The 19415-nt window shown below is 70.2% G+C and carries 16 protein-coding genes, 5 tRNA genes and 1 pseudogene; 9 read left to right on the forward strand and 13 right to left on the reverse strand.

Annotated features, from left to right (window positions below; translation table 11 throughout):
• Positions 1–78: 78 nt before the first annotated feature.
• A pseudogene (gene cofC, locus KHP12_RS18030) lies at positions 79–693 on the forward strand (2-phospho-L-lactate guanylyltransferase); the annotation flags it as partial.
• Between the two features lie 401 nt (positions 694–1094).
• Here the strand turns inward: cofC and KHP12_RS18035 are convergent.
• From KHP12_RS18035 to leuC, 4 genes are all read right to left on the reverse strand, one after another.
• A complete protein-coding gene (locus tag KHP12_RS18035) occupies positions 1095–1667 on the reverse strand; it encodes an HU family DNA-binding protein (protein ID WP_086881461.1) in 573 nt (190 codons plus the stop codon).
• 125 nt (positions 1668–1792) lie between these two features.
• Positions 1793–2038: an SCO5555 family protein gene (locus KHP12_RS18040; RefSeq protein ID WP_037948543.1), complete on the reverse strand. Its 246-nt coding sequence runs from the start codon at positions 2036–2038 to the stop codon at positions 1793–1795.
• 124 nt (positions 2039–2162) lie between these two features.
• Positions 2163–2756 (reverse strand): 3-isopropylmalate dehydratase small subunit, encoded by a 594-nt coding sequence (leuD, locus tag KHP12_RS18045; RefSeq protein ID WP_037948541.1) that lies wholly within the window; start codon positions 2754–2756, stop codon positions 2163–2165.
• Between the two features lie 6 nt (positions 2757–2762).
• Positions 2763–4193, reverse strand: a complete 1431-nt coding sequence (leuC, locus tag KHP12_RS18050) for a 3-isopropylmalate dehydratase large subunit (protein ID WP_086881462.1) — start codon at positions 4191–4193, stop codon at positions 2763–2765.
• Between the two features lie 143 nt (positions 4194–4336).
• Here leuC and ndgR point away from each other — a divergent pair, with 143 nt between their 5' ends.
• A complete protein-coding gene (gene ndgR / locus KHP12_RS18055) occupies positions 4337–5053 on the forward strand; it encodes an IclR family transcriptional regulator NdgR (protein WP_086881463.1) in 717 nt (238 codons plus the stop codon).
• Positions 5054–5063: 10 nt separating this feature from the next.
• Here ndgR and KHP12_RS18060 read toward each other — a convergent pair whose 3' ends face one another.
• Positions 5064–5555: a DUF4188 domain-containing protein gene (locus KHP12_RS18060; RefSeq protein ID WP_208652971.1), complete on the reverse strand. Its 492-nt coding sequence runs from the start codon at positions 5553–5555 to the stop codon at positions 5064–5066.
• Positions 5556–5652: 97 nt separating this feature from the next.
• Between KHP12_RS18060 and KHP12_RS18065 the strand changes: the two genes are divergently transcribed.
• A complete protein-coding gene (locus KHP12_RS18065) occupies positions 5653–6294 on the forward strand; it encodes a MerR family transcriptional regulator (RefSeq protein WP_211833172.1) in 642 nt (213 codons plus the stop codon).
• Between the two features lie 76 nt (positions 6295–6370).
• Here the strand turns inward: KHP12_RS18065 and KHP12_RS18070 are convergent.
• The 8 genes from KHP12_RS18070 to KHP12_RS18105 form a co-directional block, all read right to left on the reverse strand.
• Positions 6371–6446 (reverse strand) — tRNA-Glu (locus KHP12_RS18070).
• Between the two features lie 22 nt (positions 6447–6468).
• A tRNA-Gln gene (locus KHP12_RS18075) sits at positions 6469–6540 on the reverse strand.
• A gap of 13 nt (positions 6541–6553) precedes the next feature.
• Positions 6554–6626, reverse strand: a tRNA-Glu gene (locus KHP12_RS18080).
• Between the two features lie 31 nt (positions 6627–6657).
• Positions 6658–6730: transfer RNA gene (locus KHP12_RS18085), tRNA-Glu, on the reverse strand.
• 50 nt (positions 6731–6780) lie between these two features.
• Positions 6781–6852, reverse strand: a tRNA-Gln gene (locus KHP12_RS18090).
• A gap of 204 nt (positions 6853–7056) precedes the next feature.
• On the reverse strand, positions 7057–8544 hold the full coding sequence (gene gltX, locus KHP12_RS18095; protein ID WP_086881465.1) for a glutamate--tRNA ligase: 1488 nt from the start codon (positions 8542–8544) through the stop codon (positions 7057–7059).
• Positions 8537–9328 (reverse strand): fumarylacetoacetate hydrolase family protein, encoded by a 792-nt coding sequence (locus KHP12_RS18100; RefSeq protein WP_037948532.1) that lies wholly within the window; start codon positions 9326–9328, stop codon positions 8537–8539. The genes gltX and KHP12_RS18100 overlap by 8 nt, the downstream gene beginning before the upstream one ends.
• Before the next feature lie 119 nt (positions 9329–9447).
• Complete coding sequence (locus KHP12_RS18105) at positions 9448–9663, reverse strand: hypothetical protein (RefSeq protein ID WP_086881466.1); 216 nt, start codon at positions 9661–9663, stop codon at positions 9448–9450.
• Between the two features lie 595 nt (positions 9664–10258).
• Here KHP12_RS18105 and KHP12_RS18110 point away from each other — a divergent pair.
• The 6 genes from KHP12_RS18110 to KHP12_RS18135 all read left to right on the forward strand — a co-directional run bounded on the left by KHP12_RS18110 (position 10259) and on the right by KHP12_RS18135 (position 19413).
• On the forward strand, positions 10259–14110 hold the full coding sequence (locus KHP12_RS18110; protein WP_210609943.1) for a sensor histidine kinase: 3852 nt from the start codon (positions 10259–10261) through the stop codon (positions 14108–14110).
• Between the two features lie 9 nt (positions 14111–14119).
• Entirely contained in the window at positions 14120–14533 is a 414-nt protein-coding gene (locus KHP12_RS18115) for a roadblock/LC7 domain-containing protein (protein ID WP_167442334.1), read from the forward strand.
• A 106-nt stretch (positions 14534–14639) separates the two neighbouring features.
• A complete protein-coding gene (locus tag KHP12_RS18120; RefSeq protein ID WP_014055140.1) occupies positions 14640–15050 on the forward strand; it encodes a DUF742 domain-containing protein in 411 nt (136 codons plus the stop codon).
• Positions 15031–15615, forward strand: coding sequence for a GTP-binding protein (locus tag KHP12_RS18125; RefSeq protein WP_078559056.1), 585 nt, complete (start codon positions 15031–15033; stop codon positions 15613–15615). Before KHP12_RS18120 ends, KHP12_RS18125 begins: the two co-directional genes overlap by 20 nt.
• Positions 15616–15950: 335 nt before the next feature.
• Entirely contained in the window at positions 15951–18989 is a 3039-nt protein-coding gene (locus tag KHP12_RS18130; RefSeq protein ID WP_086879638.1) for a sensor histidine kinase, read from the forward strand.
• A 10-nt stretch (positions 18990–18999) separates the two neighbouring features.
• On the forward strand, positions 19000–19413 hold the full coding sequence (locus KHP12_RS18135; RefSeq protein WP_020868201.1) for a roadblock/LC7 domain-containing protein: 414 nt from the start codon (positions 19000–19002) through the stop codon (positions 19411–19413).
• The last annotated feature ends 2 nt before the right edge of the window (positions 19414–19415 follow it).

A 19415-nucleotide genomic window follows, 5' to 3' on the forward strand; every position in this document is an offset into this window, starting at 1 on the left:
GGACACCGTAACCCCGCACGTCTTCGGCGAGCCGGGCAGCAGGTCAGAATGAGGCCCGTGGGAAGAAACGGAGCCCCTGTGACCTGGACCCTCGTGGTGCCGCTGAAGCCCTTGGCACGGGCCAAGACCAGGCTCTCCGACGCCGCGGGGGACGGCCCACGGGCCTCGCTCGCCCTCGCGTTCGCCCAGGACACGGTGGGCGCGGCGCTGGCGAGCCGGTGGGTTCGGGAGGTGACCGTCGTCACCGACGACCCGCTCGCCGGACGTGAGCTGTCGGCCCTCGGCGCCCGGATCCTGCCCGACTCCCCGGGGCTCGGGCTGAACGCGGCGCTGGCGCACGGCGCCGACGCGGTCCGCGGGGAGCGCCCGGAGGCCGCCGTGGCGGCGCTGAACGCCGATCTCCCGGCGCTGCGGACGGCGGAGCTCGACCTGGTGCTCGAGGCCGCCGCCGGCTTCTCACGCGCCTTCCTGGCGGACGCCGCGGGGGTGGGCACCACGCTGCTCTCCGCGGCGCCGGGCGCCGAGCTGGCGCCCGCCTTCGGGGGCCCGTCGCGGGACCGGCACCGGGCGTCGGGGGCGCGGGAGATCGAGCTGGCGGGAGTGGACTCGGTGCGGCGCGACGTGGACACGGCCGGGGATCTGCGCGCGGCGGTGGCCCTGGGCGTGGGCGCCCACACCAGGGCTAGGCTGGCGGACATGCAGGGAACCGCCTATACGTACGACCCCGAGACCCGCGCCGGCAGCGTGCTGCTGGACGACGGCACCCCGCTGCCGTTCGACACCGCGGCCTTCGACGCCGGGGGGCTGCGGATGCTGCGCCCGGGGCAGCGGGTGCGGATCGAGGTCGAGGGCGAGGGCGAGCAGCGCCGGATCGTCTTCGTCACGCTCCAGACGTTCTGAGCGCCGTCCAGACGTTCTGAGCCCTCCGGACGTTCCGAGCGCCGTAAGGCTCCGGGCCCGGCGGACGGATCCGGGCGCCACGGAGGTTCCGAGCACGAACCCCAGGGACACCGGGCGCCGACAGCACCGCGGGCCGGGCTCCCTCGGGGAGCCCGGCCCGGCGCGGATGCGGTGGGGCGCCTGAGCGCCGCCGGCTAGCGCTTCCTGGCGGTGGTCTTCTTCGCGGTGGTCTTACGGGCGCTCGTCTTGCGCGCCGGAGCCTTCTTGGCCGTGGCCTTGGCGGGAGCCTTCTTGGCCGTCGTCTTCTTCGCGGGGGCCTTCTTGGCCGTGGTCTTGGCGGGGGCCTTCTTGGCCGCGGCCTTCTTGGCGGGAGCCTTCTTCGCGGGAGCCTTCTTGGCGGTCGCCTTCTTGGCCGCGGCCTTCTTCGCCGCCGCCTGGAGGCTGCCCTTGGGCGCCTTCTTCACGGCGACCTCGCCGCCGCGCGGGAGCTTCTTGGAGCCGCTCACCAGATCCTTGAAACCCTGACCGGGACGGAAGCGGGGCACCGAGGTCTTCTTGACCCGCACGCGCTCCCCGGTCTGGGGGTTACGGGCGTACCGGGCGGGCCGCTCCACCTTCTCGAACGAACCAAATCCAGTGACCGAAACTCGCTCCCCGGAGACGACCGCCCGGACGATGGCGTCCAGGACGGCGTCTACGGCTTCGGCGGCCTGCTGACGGCCGCCGACCTTGTCGGCAATCGCTTCTACGAGCTGCGCCTTGTTCACGTCTTCCCCTTCGGAGACATGGCCGGAATCAATGTGTTCAAGCCTTTTCGCACGTTAGGCAGATATATACCGCAAATCAAACACGAAACGGGCTAATCACCCTTGTGCCGCAACGCACTCGATCGTCACGGACTTCCGTCGGTGTCGGGATCTTCGGGGAAACGCCCCTCGTCGAGGTCGTTCATGAACCGCTCCAGACGCGTTGCCGCATCTGCGAGATCGTGTTTCGCCGCTGAGGTCATGACCAGCAGCTTCCGGGACAGCGCCATCCGTACGCCCTCCGGGACTTGCAGTGCGCGCACCTTTGCGTGCGCTTCCTTGAGCCGGTCGGCGACGATGCCGTAGAGCTCGAGTTGGCCGTCGCGTTCCATGCACTGATTGTGCCATCTGAGGCGAGTTGTCGCTTCATGGGGCCTCAACATGCCGATGCGCCGCCGATCCGAGGACCGGCGGCGCATCTTGCCAAACCCGCTCTGTACAGGGAGAACCGGGGGGTCAGACCTCCACCGTGCTGGGCTTGAAGGAGGGGCGACGCGCCTCGTACGAGGCGATCGAGTCCTCCTCCCTGAGGGTGAGGCTGATGTCGTCCAGCCCCTCCAGGAGTCGCCACCGGGCATTCTCGTCAAGCTCAAAATCAGCCGTGATGCCCTCGGCCCGGACCTGGCGCTCGACGAGGTCCACGGTGACCTCCGCGGCGGGGTCCGCCTCGACCAGCTTCCACAGCCGGTCCACGGTCTCCTGCGGCAGGACGACGGTCAGCAGCCCGTTCTTGAGGGAGTTGCCCCGGAAGATGTCGGCGAAGCGGGGGGAGATGACGGCCTTGAAGCCGTAGTTCTGGAGCGCCCACACCGCGTGCTCGCGCGAGGAGCCGGTGCCGAAGTCGGGACCGGCCACCAGAACCGTTCCGCCCTTGTACTCGGCCTTGTTGAGCACGAACTCCGGGTCCTTGCGCCACGCCTCGAAGAGGCCGTCCTCGAAGCCGTCGCGGGTGACCTTCTTGAGCCAGTGCGCCGGGATGATCTGGTCCGTGTCCACATTGCTGCGGCGCAGCGGGACGGCCCGGCCGGTGTGCGTGGTGAATGCTTCCATGACTGCTCAGGCCCCCACGGGAGTCGATACGGCGGCGTCGGACAGGTCGGCGGGCGAGGCCAGATGGCCCAGTACCGCGGTGGCGGCGGCGACCTGCGGCGAGACCAGGTGGGTCCGGCCGCCCTTGCCCTGCCGGCCCTCGAAGTTGCGGTTGGACGTGGACGCCGACCGCTCACCGGGGGCGAGCTGGTCGGGGTTCATGCCCAGGCACATCGAGCAACCCGCGTGCCGCCATTCGGCCCCCGCGGCGGTGAACACCTTGTCCAGCCCCTCCTCGACGGCCTGGAGGGCGACCCGCACCGAGCCGGGGACCACCAACATCCGTACGCCGTCGGCCACCGCACGGCCGGACAGCACCGAGGCGGCGGAGCGCAGGTCCTCGATCCGCCCGTTGGTGCAGGAGCCGACGAAGACCGTGTCCACCTTGATGTCGCGCAGCGGCTGACCGGCCGTCAGACCCATGTACTCCAGGGCCTTCTCGGCGGCGTAGCTCTCGCTGGCGTCCTCGAAGGAGGCCGGGTCCGGGACCGACTCCGACAGCGGCGCGCCCTGGCCGGGGTTGGTGCCCCAGGTGACGAACGGGGCGAGCGTGGAGGCGTCGATGACGACCTCACGGTCGAAGACCGCGTCGTCGTCGCCGCGCAGGGTGCGCCAGTACGCGACGGCGGCATCCCAGTCGGCGCCCTGGGGGGCGTGCGGGCGGCCCTCCAGATAGGCGAAGGTGGTCTCGTCCGGGGCGATCATGCCCGCGCGGGCGCCCGCCTCGATGGACATGTTGCACACGGTCATCCGGGCCTCCATCGAGAGCTTCTCGATGGCCGGGCCGCGGTACTCGATCACATAACCCTGGCCGCCGCCGGTGCCGATCTTCGCGATGATCGCCAGGATCAGGTCCTTGGCGGTGACGCTCTCGGGCAGCTCGCCCTCGACGGTGATCGCCATGGTCTTGAACGGCGCCAGCGGCAGCGTCTGGGTGGCCAGCACATGCTCGACCTGGCTGGTGCCGATGCCGAACGCGAGCGCGCCGAAGGCGCCGTGGGTCGAGGTGTGGCTGTCACCGCAGACCACGGTCGTGCCCGGCTGGGTCAGCCCCAGCTGCGGTCCCACCACGTGGACGACGCCCTGCTCGACATCGCCGAGCGGGTGCAGCCGGACACCGAACTCCGCGCAGTTCTTGCGCAGCGTCTCCAACTGGGCGCGCGAGACGGGGTCCGCGATCGGCTTGTCGATGTCGAGGGTGGGGGTGTTGTGGTCCTCGGTAGCGAGGGTGAGATCGGTACGACGGACCGTGCGGCCGGCCTTGCGCAGGCCGTCGAACGCCTGCGGGCTGGTCACCTCGTGCAGCAGATGCAAATCGATGAAGAGCAGGTCAGGCTCGCCTTCGGCGCGCCGGACGACATGGTCGTCCCAGACCTTCTCCGCGAGTGTCCGTCCCATCGGTTTCCCTCCGGCCGGCGCCAGTGCCGGCCCAAACTCGAGTCGAGTGCGTGCCCTGGTCCGCGGGCCCGCCATTTACAGGGTGGCGGGTATCCCCGGAAATTGAACTTGCGTTTCACAGTGTGAGACGTGAGTATCGTCCCATGGACAACACTAGCGGTGTCGGCGTTCTCGACAAGGCTGCTCTGGTTCTGGGCGCCCTGGAGTCCGGTCCGGCCACCCTCGCCGGGCTGGTCGGGGCGACCGGCCTCGCCCGCCCCACGGCGCACCGGCTGGCGGTGGCACTCGAGCACCACCGGATGGTGGCACGTGACATGCAGGGACGCTTCATTCTGGGCCCGCGCCTGGCCGAGCTGGCGGCCGCCGCGGGCGAGGACCGGCTGCTCGCCACGGCCGGGCCCGTGCTCACCCATCTCCGGGACGTGACCGGCGAGAGCGCACAGCTCTACCGCCGCCAGGGAGACATGCGCATCTGTGTCGCCGCGGCCGAGCGGCTGTCCGGACTGCGGGACACCGTGCCGGTCGGCTCCACGCTCCCCATGAAGGCCGGCTCGGCCGCCCAGGTGCTGATGGCCTGGGAGGAGCCCGAGCGGCTGCACCGCGGACTCCAGGGGGCCCGCTTCACCGCCACGGCCCTGTCCGGCGTACGGCGGCGGGGCTGGGCCCAGTCGATCGGCGAGCGCGAGCCCGGCGTGGCGTCCGTCTCCGCGCCCGTCCGCGGCCCGTCCAACCGCGTGGTCGCTGCCGTCTCGGTCTCCGGACCGATCGAGCGGCTGACCCGCCACCCGGGCCGCATGCACGCCCAGGCGGTCATCGACGCGGCGGCACGCCTGACGGACGCCCTCCGCCGGGGAAATTGATCAGCACCCCTCAGGCCCTCTTCAGCGACAGCCGGTCGGCCGCACGGTCTCCGCGGCGGCCGACCGGGACGACTCCGGTGGCCTTGCCCAGGCCGAACGCCGGCATGTTGATGTGGACCGCCTCGTGCGACCCGGCCGGTACGACATAGGTCTCGTGCCAGAAGCCGACTTTGCCCCTACCCTCCCGCAGCCGGCGGTTGAACGCCGCCCAGGCGGGACGGTGCTCCTTGTCCTGGGCCACCGAGTACTCCAGCAGCCGCTCGTGCGAGTCCCAGTACTGGACCACGTAGAACACCCGCGGCGGGCCGAACAGCACCTGATAGCCCAGCATCCCGCTCTCCCCGTCCCGCGACAGCTCGCGGAGCATCCGCGGCATCGCCCGGAAGACCGGCAGCCAGCTCCGCAGCGCGCGGAAGCGGTTGATGCGCATGCCGATCAGGAAGACGGTGACCTCCCCCTCGGCCTCGGCGGTCATACGGCCGGCGAGCAGCTCGGCACCCATGGTGATCCCCTCGTTCTCCACGTCCGGGATAGACTTGGATAGTGGCGCTATCCAACTCTTAGATAGTGCCACTCTCCAAGGGAGGGCGCAAACAGGGATGCGACTGGCGGAGCTCAGCGAGCGCAGCGGAGTGCCCACCGCGACGATCAAGTACTACCTGCGCGAGCGGCTGCTGCCGCCGGGAGAGCGGATCACCGCCACCCAGGCCGAGTACGGCGAGGAGCATCTGCGCAGACTGCGGCTGGTGCGCTCGCTGATCCAGGTCGGCCGGATGCCGGTGGCCACGGCGCGCGAGGCGCTGGCGGCCGCCGAGGACGAGTCGCTCAGCCAGAACGCCCGGATGGGAGCCGCGGTCTGGGCGCTGCCGCAGGGCCCCGGGTCCGACGAGGACGATCCGCACGCCGCGCGCGCCCGCGAGCAGGTGGACGCCGTACTGGGGCGGATGGGCTGGTCCTACGGCCAGGAGCTGGGCGACACCTCCCCCGCCTACCGGATGCTGGTGGCGGCCATCGCCTCCCTGGACCGCCTGGACTACCCCCATGACACCGAACATCTGCTGGTGCACGCCCGGCTGGCGGGCGAACTGGCCGTCGCCGACCTGGACCTGGTGGAGACCTACGACACCCCGCCCGAGCGGGTCGAGGCGGTGGTGGCGCTGACGGTGCTCTACGAACCGGTGCTGCTCAGCCTGCGGCGGCTCGCCCAAACCGAGGAATCCAGCCGTCGCTTCAAGGAGTGACCAGGAGCCAAGGGCACGAGCCCAAAGGCACGAGCGGACACGAAAAAGCCCTCCGCCGTCGCGGAGGGCATTTCGCTGGTACCCCCGACCGGATTCGAACCGGCGCTACCGCCTTGAGAGGGCGGCGTGCTAGGCCGCTACACAACGGGGGCCTGAATCAGCACAGGTGCTGCGCTGGGCTACCAGGACTCGAACCTAGACTAAATGAACCAGAATCACTCGTGCTGCCAATTACACCATAGCCCATGGTATAGACCAGTACCCCCGACCGGATTCGAACCGGCGCTACCGCCTTGAGAGGGCGGCGTGCTAGGCCGCTACACAACGGGGGCTCTAGCGATCTCCGTCTTACGAAGAGATCCGTACCCCCGACCGGATTCGAACCGGCGCTACTGCCTTGAGAGGGCAGCGTGCTAGGCCGCTACACAACGGGGGCTTGGTCCTGCTTTGAGCAAGAGATCCACCAGACATCCGGGAGATCTCTTGCTGGGGTACCAGGACTCGAACCTAGACTAAGTGAACCAGAATCACTCGTGCTGCCAATTACACCATACCCCACCAAAACGCCACCCCCGTAAGGGGTTTTGTTTGGTTTGCGCCTCCGGTCCGACCTCTCGGCGGCCCGTCCGGCGCAGGAAGAACATTACCCGATGGTGGACGGGCCACCAAAACGAGTATCACCGCGAGTGGCGCCGCCTCACGGGCGCGGGCAGCGCCTCACGCGCCTATCCGCCTCACGGGCGCGGGCGGCGCCTCACGCGCCTATCCGGCCAGCTTCGCCAGCGCCGCGTCGACCCGGGCCAGCGTGCGCTCGCGGCCCAGGACCTCCAGGGACTCGAACAGCGGCAGCCCGACCGTGCGCCCGGTGACCGCGACGCGCAGCGGCGCCTGGGCCTTGCCCAGCTTCAGGCCGTGCTCCTCACCGGCCGCGAGGACCGCGGCCTTCAGGGTCTCGGCGTCCCAGTCCGCCTCGGCGAGCCGGGTGCGGACCGAGGCCAGGAGCGCGTCCGCGCCCGGCTTCATCGCCTTGGTCCAGGACGCCTCGTCGGCCACCGGCTCGTCGAGGAAGAGGAAGTCCACGTTCGCGGTGATGTCGGACAGGACCGTCAGCCGGGTCTGGGCCAGCGGGGCCAGCGCCTCGAAGGCGGCCGCGTCGAAGGCGTCCGGGGCCCACGGCGCGTGCGGGGCCTCCAGCCAGGGCTCGCAGGCGCCGATGAACGCCTTCACATCCAGCAGCCGGATGTGGTCCGCGTTGATCGCCTCGGCCTTCTTGAGGTCGAAGCGCGCCGGGTTGGCGTTCACCGCCGCGATGTCGAACGCCTCGACCATCTCCTCCAGCGAGAAGACGTCCCGGTCGGCGGAGAGCGACCAGCCCAGCAGGGAGAGGTAGTTGAGCAGCCCCTCGGGGAGGAAGCCGCGCTCCCGGTAGAGGTTCAGCGAGGCCTGCGGATCGCGCTTGGAGAGCTTCTTGTTGCCCTCGCCCATGACGTACGGGAGGTGCCCGAAGGCGGGCACCGTGCCGCCGCCCACACCGATCTCGGCGAGCGCGCGGTAGAGCGCGACCTGCCGCGGGGTGGAGGAGAGCAGGTCCTCGCCGCGCAGGACGTGCGTGATCTCCATCACAGCGTCGTCGACGGGGTTGACGAGCGTGTAGAGGGGCGTGCCGTTGGCCCGCACGATCCCGTAGTCCGTGACGTTCTCGGGGGCGAAGGTCAGCTCACCGCGGACCAGGTCGGTGAAGGTGATCGGCTCGTCCGGCATCCGGAAGCGCACGATCGAGGCGCGCCCCTCGGCCTCGTACGCCGCGATCTGCTCGGCGGTCAGGGTGCGGCACTTCCCGTCGTAGCCGGAGGGCCGGCCGGCCTTGCGGGCCGCCTCGCGGCGCTCCTCCAGCTCCTCGGCCGTGCAGTAGCAGCGGTACGCGTGGCCCGCCTCCAGCAGCTTCTCCGCGACCTCGCGGTAGAGGTCCATCCGCTGCGACTGGCGGTAGGGCGCGTGCGGACCGCCGACCTCGGGGCCCTCGTCCCAGTCGAAGCCCAGCCAGCGCATGGCGTCCAGCAGCTGGGTGTAGGACTCCTCGGAGTCGCGCGCGGCGTCGGTGTCCTCGATGCGGAACACCAGGGTGCCGCCGTGGTGACGGGCGAAGGCCCAGTTGAACAGGGCCGTGCGGACCAGGCCGACATGGGGGTTGCCGGTCGGCGAGGGACAGAAACGAACCCGCACGGGGGCGGAGGAGGGTGCGCTAGCCACGCTTGATCACCTTGTTGGTGAGAGTGCCGATGCCTTCGATGGTGACGGCGACCTCGTCGCCGACGGAGAGCGGGCCGACGCCCGCCGGAGTGCCGGTGAGCACGACGTCGCCGGGGAGCAGCGTCATCGCCTCGGTGATGTGCACGATCAGGTCCTCGATCGGGCGCACCATCTCGCTCGTACGGCCGAGCTGACGCTGCTCACCGTTGACGGTGCACATGATGCCGAGGTCGCCGGCGCGCGTCAGGTCGATATCGGTCTCCACCCAGGGGCCCAGCGGGCAGGAGGTGTCGAAGCCCTTGGCCCGCGCCCACTGCTTCTCGCGCCGCTGGGCGTCACGGGCCGTGATGTCGTTGCCGCAGGTGTAGCCGAGGATGACGTCCTGGACGCGGTCACGCGGAACCTCGCGGCACATCCGTCCGATGACCACGGCCAGCTCGGCCTCGTAGTGCACCTCGGAGGAGAAGGAGGGGTACGCGACCGGGTCGCCGGGGCCGATCACCGAGGTGGACGGCTTGAAGAAGACGACCGGGACGTCGGGGACCTCGTTGCCCAGCTCCGCCGCGTGCTCGGCGTAGTTGCGCCCGATTCCGACGACCTTGTTCGGCAGGACGGGCGGCAGCAGCCGGACCTTGCTCAGCGGGACCTTCTGGCCCGAGCGCTCGAATTCGGCGAAGGGGTGGCCCTTGATGATGTCGATGACGGGGCCGTCCGGATCGGACGGTTCGCCCTCCACCACGCCGAAGGCGACGTTGCCGTCGATGGAGAATCTGGCGATGCGCACGGGAAGCCTTGGCTCCTGACTGAACTCGCTGGAGACTGACACCCCAGGCTATCGCTCCGCGTCCCGCGCGCCGCCGCCCCGCCTGCCGCCGGTGGTGGTGCCCACCACGGGCCCGGGGGTCAGTTGCCCGGGGTCTCGGTCAGCACGGTGCGCTTGGGGTTCGCGGTCCGGTTGGGCAGATCGACGCGGTGCTCCGGCTGCTCCTCGGGCGCGCCGGTGTTCTCGACCTCCTCGGCGATGTCCCTGGCGTCCTTGAGCTCTTGGACGTCCTTGACATGGGCCAGGGTGGTGCGCCGCGGGTTGGCTATGGAGCGGAACATCATCGTCGTCTTCACTGGGGTGTACGCCTCGCTCTTGTCGTTCGTTCCGGCTGTGTAAAGCGTCAGGCTAGAGGCGGCCTTGCCCATCGATTCGCAGGAAAAGTCGCCGCCAGCATGTGATATTGCTCACGAACGATCAGGCAAATGCGACATAGAAGACAGTTGCCTAATTGCGCTAAACGGACATCGCATACCTGAACCGAACGTTCCGCTCTTGATCATCGCTAGCCGGACACTCGATGGCGCCATTCGATTCGTTCACGAACGTCCGTTATCGCCGACATGACTTTCTACGTCCCGTAATAAAGTCCGTACTGAGCGTCACGCGCATCACAGCCTTATCCATTGCCCTTGTTGCAGCATCCGGCACTGTGCTGGAATTCCCGGGACCGCCGCGGGAATCACCGGCGCGCACGGGGGCGCAACGTGAGAGGCGCCGAGCGGCGGGGGGCTCCTCTTGACGAACACGAAAGGATGCGCGCCGGTCACTCACGACCGACAGAGGGGATCGCGGTCCCCCACGACTCGACACCGCTCCGCCGCTCAATCCGGTGGGGCGCCTGGTCCAGAGGTTGCGACGCTAGTGCAGGGACGTTTCAAGAGGGATGGTATGGGGGCTCCCCAGGCCCGCCAGGGCCGAGGGGAAGCTTCGGCGGACCCGGAGCCGCGCGGCGCGGCCGACCGCGGCTCCTCGCCCCAGCGCGCCCAGGGAAGCAACGGCAGGACGCTGAGCGATCAGGGCCCCGAGGCCGGTACGCAGAGCGCCACCCGGGTCAGTGCGCCCAGCGGCGGCGGTGGCGGCGGAGATGCCACGGAGCCGCCGGTCAAGGCGAAGCCCTCCGGCCCCACCGGGCCCGGCAATCGCATGGCCCTGCGCAACTGGCGCATCAGCACCCGACTGGTCTCCCTGCTCGCACTCCCGGTGGTCGCCGCGACCACGCTGGGGGCGCTGCGCATCGAGGGCTCGCTGGACAACATCCAGCAGCTGGACCAGATGAAGCTGCTCACCGAGATGACGCAGCAGGCCACCCAGCTGGCCAGCGCGCTCCAGGAGGAGCGCGACAAGTCGGCGGGTCCGCTGGCGGGCAAGGGCAACGACAAGGACGACCGGGTCGTCTCCACGCGTGAGGACACCAACCGCGCGATCACGGCGTTCCGCGAGGCCACCCACCAGATCGACCCCGGTGACCAGTCGCTGGCCGGTGTGCAGTCCACGCTCGTCAACATCGACCGTCAGCTCGGCAAGATCAACGAGGTCCGGGACACGGCCTACGACAACAGCCAGTACTACTCGCTGACGGTCCAGAACTACAACGAGCTGATCAACTCGTTGCTGTCGCTCTCCCAGGACATGGCGCAGGCGACCAGCAACCGCGCGATGATCAACAACACCCGCGCGCTCGCCACCTTCTCCTCCGCGAAGGAGTACGCCTCCATCCAGCGCGCGCTCATCAGCGCCGCTCTCGCCGACCCCAAGGGCGCCGACTTCTCCGCCAACGACCGCCGCTTCGCCAGGACCGCGGTGGACAAGGAGAACGAGGCGCTCGGCCGCTTCAAGCAGATCCGCCAGGGCAACTCCGAGGACCTGCTCGAACCGCTGGACAGCCGCCCCGACATCAAGGCGGCGACCATGTACGCCGACCGCGCGGTGCGTGACCCCGAGGGGCTCAAGGCGGAGAAGCGGACCGATCTTGACTGGTACGACCAGGACAGTATCAAGATCGAAGAGATGGGCAAGATCGAGGAAACGCTGCTCAGCGAGATGCAGCAGAAGGCTCGTGAGCTCCGTGACTCCGCCCAGCAGGACGCGATCCTCAACGGTGCGCTGATCCTGCTGGTCCTCGGCGTCTCCCTGGTCGGCGCCTTCGTCGTCGCCCGCTCCATGGTCCGCTCGCTGCGCCGTCTCCAGGACACCGCGCAGGAGGTCTCCCAGAAGCGGCTGCCCGAACTGGTCAAGCAGCTCTCGGAGTCCGACCCGCAGGATGTGGACACCTCCGTCGAGTCCGTCGGTGTGCACAGCCGGGACGAGATCGGAAAGGTGGCCGCGGCCTTCGACGACGTGCACCGCGAGGCGGTCCGGCTCGCCGCCGAGCAGGCGCTGCTGCGGGGCAACGTCAACGCGATGTTCACCAACCTCTCGCGCCGCAGCCAGGGCCTCATCCAGCGCCAGCTCTCGCTCATCTCCGAGCTGGAGAGCCGCGAGGCCGACCCGGACCAGCTCTCCTCGCTGTTCAAGCTGGACCACCTCGCCACCCGTATGCGCCGTAACGGCGAGAACCTCCTGGTCCTCGCGGGCGAGGAGCCCGGCCGCCGGTGGACCCGTCCGGTGCCGCTGGTGGACGTGCTCCGCGCGGCCGCCTCCGAGGTGGAGCAGTACGAGCGCATCGAGCTCAGCTCGGTCCCGGCGACCGAGGTCGCCGGCCGGGTCGTCAACGACCTCGTCCACCTGCTCGCCGAGCTGCTGGAGAACGCCACCTCCTTCTCCTCGCCGCAGACCAAGGTCAAGGTCACCGGTCACGCGCTGCCCGACGGGCGGGTGCTGGTCGAGATCCACGACACCGGTATCGGGCTCTCGCCCGAGGACCTGGCGGCGATCAACGAGCGGCTGGCCTCCCCGCCCACCGTCGATGTGTCGGTCTCCCGGCGCATGGGTCTGTTCGTGGTCGGCCGCCTCTCGCTGCGCCACGGCATCCGCATCCAGCTCCGGCCGTCCGACTCGGGCGGTACGACGGCGCTGGTCATGCTGCCGGTCGATGTCGCCCAGGGCGGCCGGAAGCCGGCCCCGCAGGCCGCCGGCGGCCAGGGCGGAACGGGCGCCGGCAACGGCGGCGGCCAGGGCGGCGGCGCGGGACTGCTCGGCTCGGCGCCCTCGCGGCGCCAGGTCCCGGGCTCCGGTTCGCGCACCGCGCTGCCGGGCAACGGCGGCGGCAGCGGACTGCCGACCCGGCCGGTCGGCGCGGGTGCGGGCCCCTCGGGCGGCGCCCCGTCCAGCGGCACCAACTTCTTCGAGGGCGGTCGGCCTCCCGGCCCCCGGACCAACGCCCCCTCGGGCCCCGGTGGCCAGGGCGGTCAGGGTGCTCCCGGCGCCCCTTCCGGCCGTCCCCCGCTTCCGACCCGCAGCGAGAGCCCGACCGTCGCCCCGCCGACCGGCGCCCCGGCCCGGGCCGACGGGGGCGACCAGGGCGACCGCCCGCAGCTGCCCACCCGCGGCCCCGCGCCCGAGCTTCCGGCCCCCACGCAGCCCGGCACCAGCTGGGGCGCGCGCCGCGCGTCCGGCGAGGACGACTGGCCGGGCACTCCGCGCGACGCGGGGGACACCCCGCGCGGGCACGAGGAGTACGAGTCCACCGGCGAGTTCGCCCGTCCGGAGCTCGGCGGCCCGTCGGAGCGGCGTGATCCGTTCGGCAACCGCGGCCCCGGTGACACCGGCGAGCTGCCGCAGCTGACCGACGGCCCCAGCATGTTCGAGCCGCGCCGCGCGCCCAGCGGGCCGCAGGCCGGGCAGGGGCTGTCCGACACCGGCCAGTTCAACCGCCCCGACTACGGCCGCGGCCCGGGCGACACCGGCGAGTTCGCCCGTCCGGAGCTCGGCCAGGGCCCGGGCGACACCGGTGAGTACGCCCAGCCCCGGTTCGAGGACGCCGCCCCGCGCGGCGGCCGCGGCCCCGGCGACACGGGCGAGTTCCCGCGGCCGAACATGGGCGGTCCCGGCGACACGGGCGAGTTCCCGCGCCCGAACGTGGGCGGCCCCGGCGACACCGGCGAGTTCCCGCGCCCGGACATGAGCGGCACCGGCGAGTACGGACTGCCCCAGGACTCCCAGGGCCAGCCCGAGCGGCGCACGAACGACCCGCTGCCGCCCGCCGCCGGTCCCGGCGACGGCCGTACGCCCATCTTCGACACCATCGAGTCGACCTGGCATCACCCCCAGGTCGTCGACCCCGGCACCTCGGGTCCGCGGGACGGGGGCCGGTCGTTCCCGTCCGCGCCCTCCGCGCCCGAGCCCACCCCCGGCCGGCCCGCCTCGGCCGTGCCGCCCCCCTCGCCCCGCGAGCCGCAGCCGGCATCCCAGGGCACGGGGGACTTCGCCGGATCGGGCGCCTCGGCGGGCCCGGGCGGCGCCGGTCGGGGCGGCCGGAGCACGGGTTCCCACTGGCGTACGTCGCCCCACAACGACGAGCGCTGGCGCCGCGCCGAGCAGATCCGCGAACCGGCGGCCGGCGGTATCACGTCGTCCGGGTTGCCACGGCGGGTGCCGCGCGCAAACCTCGTGGAGGGCGCCGCACACCAGCAGCCGCAGCAGCCCGAACGGACTGGGCCGCAGGTGTCTCGCGCGCCCGATGATGTACGCGGAAGGCTGACCAACCTCCGCCGTGGGATCCAGCAGGGTCGCCGGGCCGGTACCGGACTCGACGACAACCATGATCGCGGCATTGGCCCGACTTACCAGCAGGAGCGTTAGTTGAGCCCGATGAGCCAGGCGGCGCAGAATCTGAACTGGTTGATCACGAACTTCGTGGACAACACCCCCGGGGTGTCCCACACGGTGGTGGTCTCCGCCGACGGACTCCTTCTGGCGATGTCCGAAGGCTTCCCCCGTGACCGAGCCGATCAACTGGCGGCGGTGGCCTCCGGCCTGACCTCGCTCACCTCCGGAGCCTCCCGCATCTTCGAAGGCGGCGTGGTCAACCAGACCGTCGTCGAAATGGAACGAGGCTTCCTCTTCATCATGTCGATCTCCGACGGGTCCTCCCTCGCCGTGCTCGCCCACCCCGACTGCGACATCGGCCTCGTCGGCTACGAGATGGCCCTGCTGGTCGATCGCGCGGGCAACGTCCTCACCCCGGACCTGCGCGCCGAACTCCAGGGCAGCCTGTTGAACTGATCCAACGACCATCCGAAGCCCGCCCGCCCGGCCACCTGGCCGGGCGGCCCCCCACCGGCACCGACCGACGGCACCACCGTCACCTTGTTGTCCGACCGGAGGATCCATGACCCCGCCCCCCGCCTCGCCCGGCCCGTACGGCGGCCATCACCAATCGCCGTACGGGGGTGAAGGCGACCAGCCATTGGTGCGCCCCTATGCCATGACCGGTGGCCGGACCCGGCCGCGCTACCAGCTCGCCATCGAGGCGCTGGTCAGCACGACGGCCGACCCCGTGCATCTACAGGGGCTCCTTCCCGAGCACCAGCGGATCTGCCACCTGTGCCAGGAGGTCAAGTCGGTCGCCGAGGTCTCGGCGCTGCTGAACATCCCCCTGGGCGTGGCACGCATCCTGGTGGCGGACCTGGCGGAGGCCGGCATGGTGGCGATCCACCAGCCCGGGGGCGGTTCGGAAGCGGGCGGAACTCCGGATGTGACACTGCTCGAAAGGGTGCTCAGTGGACTTCGCAAGCTCTAGCGGCGCTCCCCCCGCCCGCGCGACCACCTCGGCGAAGATCGTGGTGGCGGGCGGCTTCGGCGTGGGCAAGACCACGTTCGTCGGCGCGGTCTCGGAGATCAACCCGCTGCGCACCGAAGCCGTGATGACCTCCGCCTCGGCGGGCATCGACGATCTGAGCCACGTCCAGGACAAGACCACGACGACCGTGGCGATGGACTTCGGCCGCATCACGCTCGATGACGACCTGATCCTGTACCTGTTCGGCACGCCCGGCCAGGACCGCTTCTGGTTCATGTGGGACGACCTGGTCCGCGGCGCCATCGGCGCGGTCGTCCTGGTGGACACCCGCCGCCTCGCCGACTGCTTCCCCGCCGTCGACTACTTCGAGAACTCCGGCCTGCCCTTCGTCATCGCCCTCAACGGCTTCGACGGCCAGCAGCCCTACAACCCCGAAGAGGTCCGCGAGGCCCTCCAGATCGGCCCGGACACTCCCATCATCACCACCGACGCCCGCCACCGCAGCGAGGCCAAGAGCGCGCTCATCACGCTGGTCGAGCATGCGCTGATGGCCCGGCTCAAGTAGGGGCCGCTGTCCGGAAGTTGTCGGAAATCCGACGTAGGGCGGGCTGTGTCGAACGACACGGCCCGCTCGTCATTCATAACGTTTCGACAGAGATATGCACCGGCTGTCGATACGGAGCGCGATCGCGTAGCTCCGGTGCGCACTCAAATAGTTCGTTATTCGACAGATCTCAGCCGTAACGCCCGTTTTTTCTCTGGTCCAGACAACACACTGAGCGCTTTGCGCACTGTTTGGAAAGCACCCGCGCGGCGTGCTGGAATTCGCTGAACTGGGCAGTCAGGGCTCAGCTGGGAACGGCACGAATCAGGTGCCGATGCCGAGAGGTTGTTGGTCGAGTGAGGCGAAGCAAGCCGGACCCCGCGCAAGAGGCGCGAGGGAACTTCACCCCGCCGCCGCGTACAGGCACAGCGGCGTCGCCCGCCGAGGCAGCGGGGCCACCCGCACCCAGTGGTGGCCGGATCTCCCCTCGGAACTGGCGGGTGCGCGGCCGGCTGTACGCAATCCTGCTCATCCCCGTGCTCGTGGCCCTGGTCTTCGGTGGCTTCCAGGTCGCCTCATCGGTCTCCACCTGGAACGAGGCGCGGGACGCCGAGCGCACCGCCCAGGTCGTCCGGGCCGCCACCACCTACGCCCACGCCCTGGTCAACGAGCGCGACCTGACCGCGGGCCCGCTGCTCAGCGGCACCAACGAGGCCACGGTCTCCAAGGCCCGGGCCGCCAGCGACGCGGCGAAGAAGGATTTCGACAAGGCCGTCGCCGACATGCCGCAGACGCCGACCCTGAAACGCCGCCTCAAAGCGTTCAGAGCCGCCGAACCGCAGCTGGTCGCCCTGCGCCGGAACGCCTACACCGACCGCCTCGACGGGGTGAAGACCGAAGAGGGCTATGTGGCCGTCGAGCACGGGCTGATCGAGTTCGCCAATGAACTCGGCCTGGGCACCGGCAATATCACGTCATACGGCCGTACCGTCTACGCGGTATCCCTGGCCAAGGGCGCGGAGTCGCTCCAGCGCTCCATCGGCACCCATCTGCTGGTGAAGCCCGGCCCGTCCACGACCGACCGCAAGACCCAGCTCACCGCCTTCACCTCGTACGTCTACCTCGAGGGCATCGCGCTCGGGGAGTTCGAGGCCGCCGGCACCCCGCAGGACGTGACCCGGCTCGAGGACACCCTCACGACGGCCGAGAAGCGTGCGCAGACGCAAATCGCCGAGGCGAAGCGGAAGGCGGAGGCGGACGGAAAGAAGTTCGTGGCGCCGCCCGGCATGGACAAGATGCTCAAGGCCGTGGGCAGCGGTGCGAGCCCCTCCGCGCTGGCCGCCCAGGGGGTCACCCCGGACTCCTGGTTCAACGCCTCCACGATCAAGTTCAACGCCTACCGGGACGTCGAGCAGACCCTGGTGAACAAGGCCGTGGACGAGGCGGCGCAGATCTCGTCGGACGCCCGGCGCGATGCGATCGTCAACGGCGCGATCGTGGTGCTGGCGCTCCTCGCCGCCTTCTTCGTGGCCGCCCGGATGGCCCGGTCGATGAGCCATTCGATGCGGCAACTGCGCAACGCCGCCTTCGACGTCGCCGAGAAGCGGCTGCCTGCGGTGGTCGACCAGCTCTCCCGCACCGACCCCGGACGGGTGGACACCCGGGTCAGGTCGATACCGATCAACACCCGGGACGAGATCGGCGAGGTGGCCCGCGCCTTCGACCAGGTGCACCGCGAGGCGATCCGGCTCGCGGCCGAGCAGGCGATGCTGCGCGGCGGCGTCAACGCGATCTTCACCAACCTTTCCAGTCGCAACCAGGGACTGATCGAGCGGCAGCTGACCCTGATCTCCGAACTGGAGAGCCGGGAGGCCGATCCGGACCAGCTGGAGCACCTCTTCCGGCTGGACCACCTGGCCACCCGTATGCGGCGCAACGGCGAGAACCTCCTGATCCTCGCGGGCGAGGAGCCCGGCCGGCGCTGGAACCAGCCGGTGCCGCTGATCGACGTGTTGCGGGCCGCCTCCTCCGAGGTGGAGTCCTACGAGCGGATCGAGCTGGCCGGGATCTCCGAGAGCGAGATCCACGGCACCGCGGTGACCGACCTGGTGCACCTCCTGGCCGAGCTGCTGGAGAACGCCACCACCTTCTCCTCCCCGCACACCAAGGTGCGGGTCACCTCGACCCGGCTGCCCGACGGCCGGGTGGTGGTGGAGATCCACGACAAGGGCATCGGCCTGACCGCCGAGGACTTCGCCGACATCAACCACAAGCTGGCCAATCCGCCGACGGTGGACGCCTCGGTGTCCCAGCGCATGGGCCTGTTCGTGGTCGGCCGCCTCGCCGACCGGCACGGCATCCGGGTCCAGCTGCGCCCCTCCGGGGAGCTGGCGGGCACCACCTCGCTGGTGATGCTGCCCGAGGCGATCACCCACGGCGGTGGCGGCGAGGAGCTGCCCCAGGACGACTTCACGGTCTCCCGGATCGTTCCCGAGCCGCAGCCCGCTCCCTCCTACGAGGACGCGAGCGAGCTGTCCTCGCGCACCGCCGCCGAGCTGGGCTTCGACGACTCCGCCTACGACCGGGACCAGGGGCAGAACCAGTTCCTGGGCCAGTACAGCGGAATGGGAGCCACCCCGCCCGAGCAGGATCCGCGCCATGACCAGGCCGCTTCCGGCCCGTTGGCGCAGTCCGGGTACCAGAATTCCGCCTTTACGCAACCGGAAGCGAATTACACAACTCAAACGGAATCCGAACAGCAGCCGTACATCGGCTATAACTCACCCTCTCAGCAGGGAGAGTGGGGCGATTCCGGATCTTTCGAGATGCCCTTCGCGTCGCAGTTCGGGACCGAAGCGGAATCGGGACCCAGCGCTCCCGAAGTTTCCCGGGACCGCGTAGAGTTCCACCGTCCGGGCCCTTCCCCGAGCGGAATCCACTCGATGACCGACGCCGGGCTTCCGCGTCGTGACAAGCAGTGGCAGCCGTCCGAGGAGACAGGGGCACAGGGGATGGTCGGGGATCCGGCGGCGCCCGCGGCGCCGCAGCGGCCCCACCAGGCTCCCCAGCAGCAGGAGGACGGTGCCCCGTGGCAGTCGGAGAACGACCAGCGCTGGCACCGTGCCGAGCGGCTGCGCGAGCCGAAGGCCGGCGGGGTCACATCGTCCGGCCTGCCCCGCCGGGTGCCCAAGGCCAATCTGGTCGAGGGCGCCGCGGAGCCGACCGGACAGGGCGGCCCCCAGGTCTCCCGCGCCCCGGAGGACGTCCGCGGCAGGCTGAGCAACCTGCGCCGCGGCGTCCAGCGGGGACGCGACGCGAGGTCCGGGACCCCCGGGCGTGACCAGCATGACCAACAGGGCTTCGGCCCCGGCAGCACCTACGATCAGGAGCGTTAGTGTGAGCCCGATGAGCCAGGCGGCGCAGAACCTGAACTGGTTGATCACCAACTTCGTGGACAACACCCCCGGGGTGTCCCACACGGTGGTGGTCTCCGCCGACGGACTCCTTCTGGCGATGTCCGAAGGCTTCCCCCGTGACCGAGCCGATCAACTGGCGGCGGTGGCCTCCGGCCTGACCTCGCTCACCTCCGGAGCCTCCCGCATCTTCGAAGGCGGCGTGGTCAACCAGACCGTCGTCGAAATGGAACGAGGCTTCCTCTTCATCATGTCGATCTCCGACGGATCCTCCCTCGCCGTGCTCGCCCACCCCGAGTGCGACATCGGCCTCGTCGGCTACGAGATGGCCCTGCTGGTCGATCGCGCGGGCAACGTCCTCACCCCGGATCTGCGCGCGGAATTGCAGGGCAGTCTTCTCAACTAGCA

Origin of the sequence: Streptomyces asiaticus (genome assembly GCF_018138715.1) — a bacterium.
Taxonomy (GTDB): Bacteria; Actinomycetota; Actinomycetes; order Streptomycetales; family Streptomycetaceae; genus Streptomyces; species Streptomyces asiaticus.

Excerpts from the sequence above, each read along its gene's own strand:
- KHP12_RS18040 (WP_037948543.1), bottom strand. The coding sequence starts at position 2,038 with ATGGAACGCGACGGCCAACTCGAGCTCTACGGCATCGTCGCCGACCGG.
- leuD (WP_037948541.1), bottom strand. The coding sequence starts at position 2,756 with ATGGAAGCATTCACCACGCACACCGGCCGGGCCGTCCCGCTGCGCCGC.
- leuC (WP_086881462.1), bottom strand. The coding sequence starts at position 4,193 with ATGGGACGGACACTCGCGGAGAAGGTCTGGGACGACCATGTCGTCCGG.
- ndgR (WP_086881463.1), top strand. The coding sequence starts at position 4,337 with ATGGACAACACTAGCGGTGTCGGCGTTCTCGACAAGGCTGCTCTGGTT.
- KHP12_RS18060 (WP_208652971.1), bottom strand. The coding sequence starts at position 5,555 with ATGGGTGCCGAGCTGCTCGCCGGCCGTATGACCGCCGAGGCCGAGGGG.
- KHP12_RS18065 (WP_211833172.1), top strand. The coding sequence starts at position 5,653 with ATGCGACTGGCGGAGCTCAGCGAGCGCAGCGGAGTGCCCACCGCGACG.
- KHP12_RS18110 (WP_210609943.1), top strand. The coding sequence starts at position 10,259 with ATGGGGGCTCCCCAGGCCCGCCAGGGCCGAGGGGAAGCTTCGGCGGAC.
- KHP12_RS18115 (WP_167442334.1), top strand. The coding sequence starts at position 14,120 with ATGAGCCAGGCGGCGCAGAATCTGAACTGGTTGATCACGAACTTCGTG.
- KHP12_RS18120 (WP_014055140.1), top strand. The coding sequence starts at position 14,640 with ATGACCCCGCCCCCCGCCTCGCCCGGCCCGTACGGCGGCCATCACCAA.
- KHP12_RS18135 (WP_020868201.1), top strand. The coding sequence starts at position 19,000 with ATGAGCCAGGCGGCGCAGAACCTGAACTGGTTGATCACCAACTTCGTG.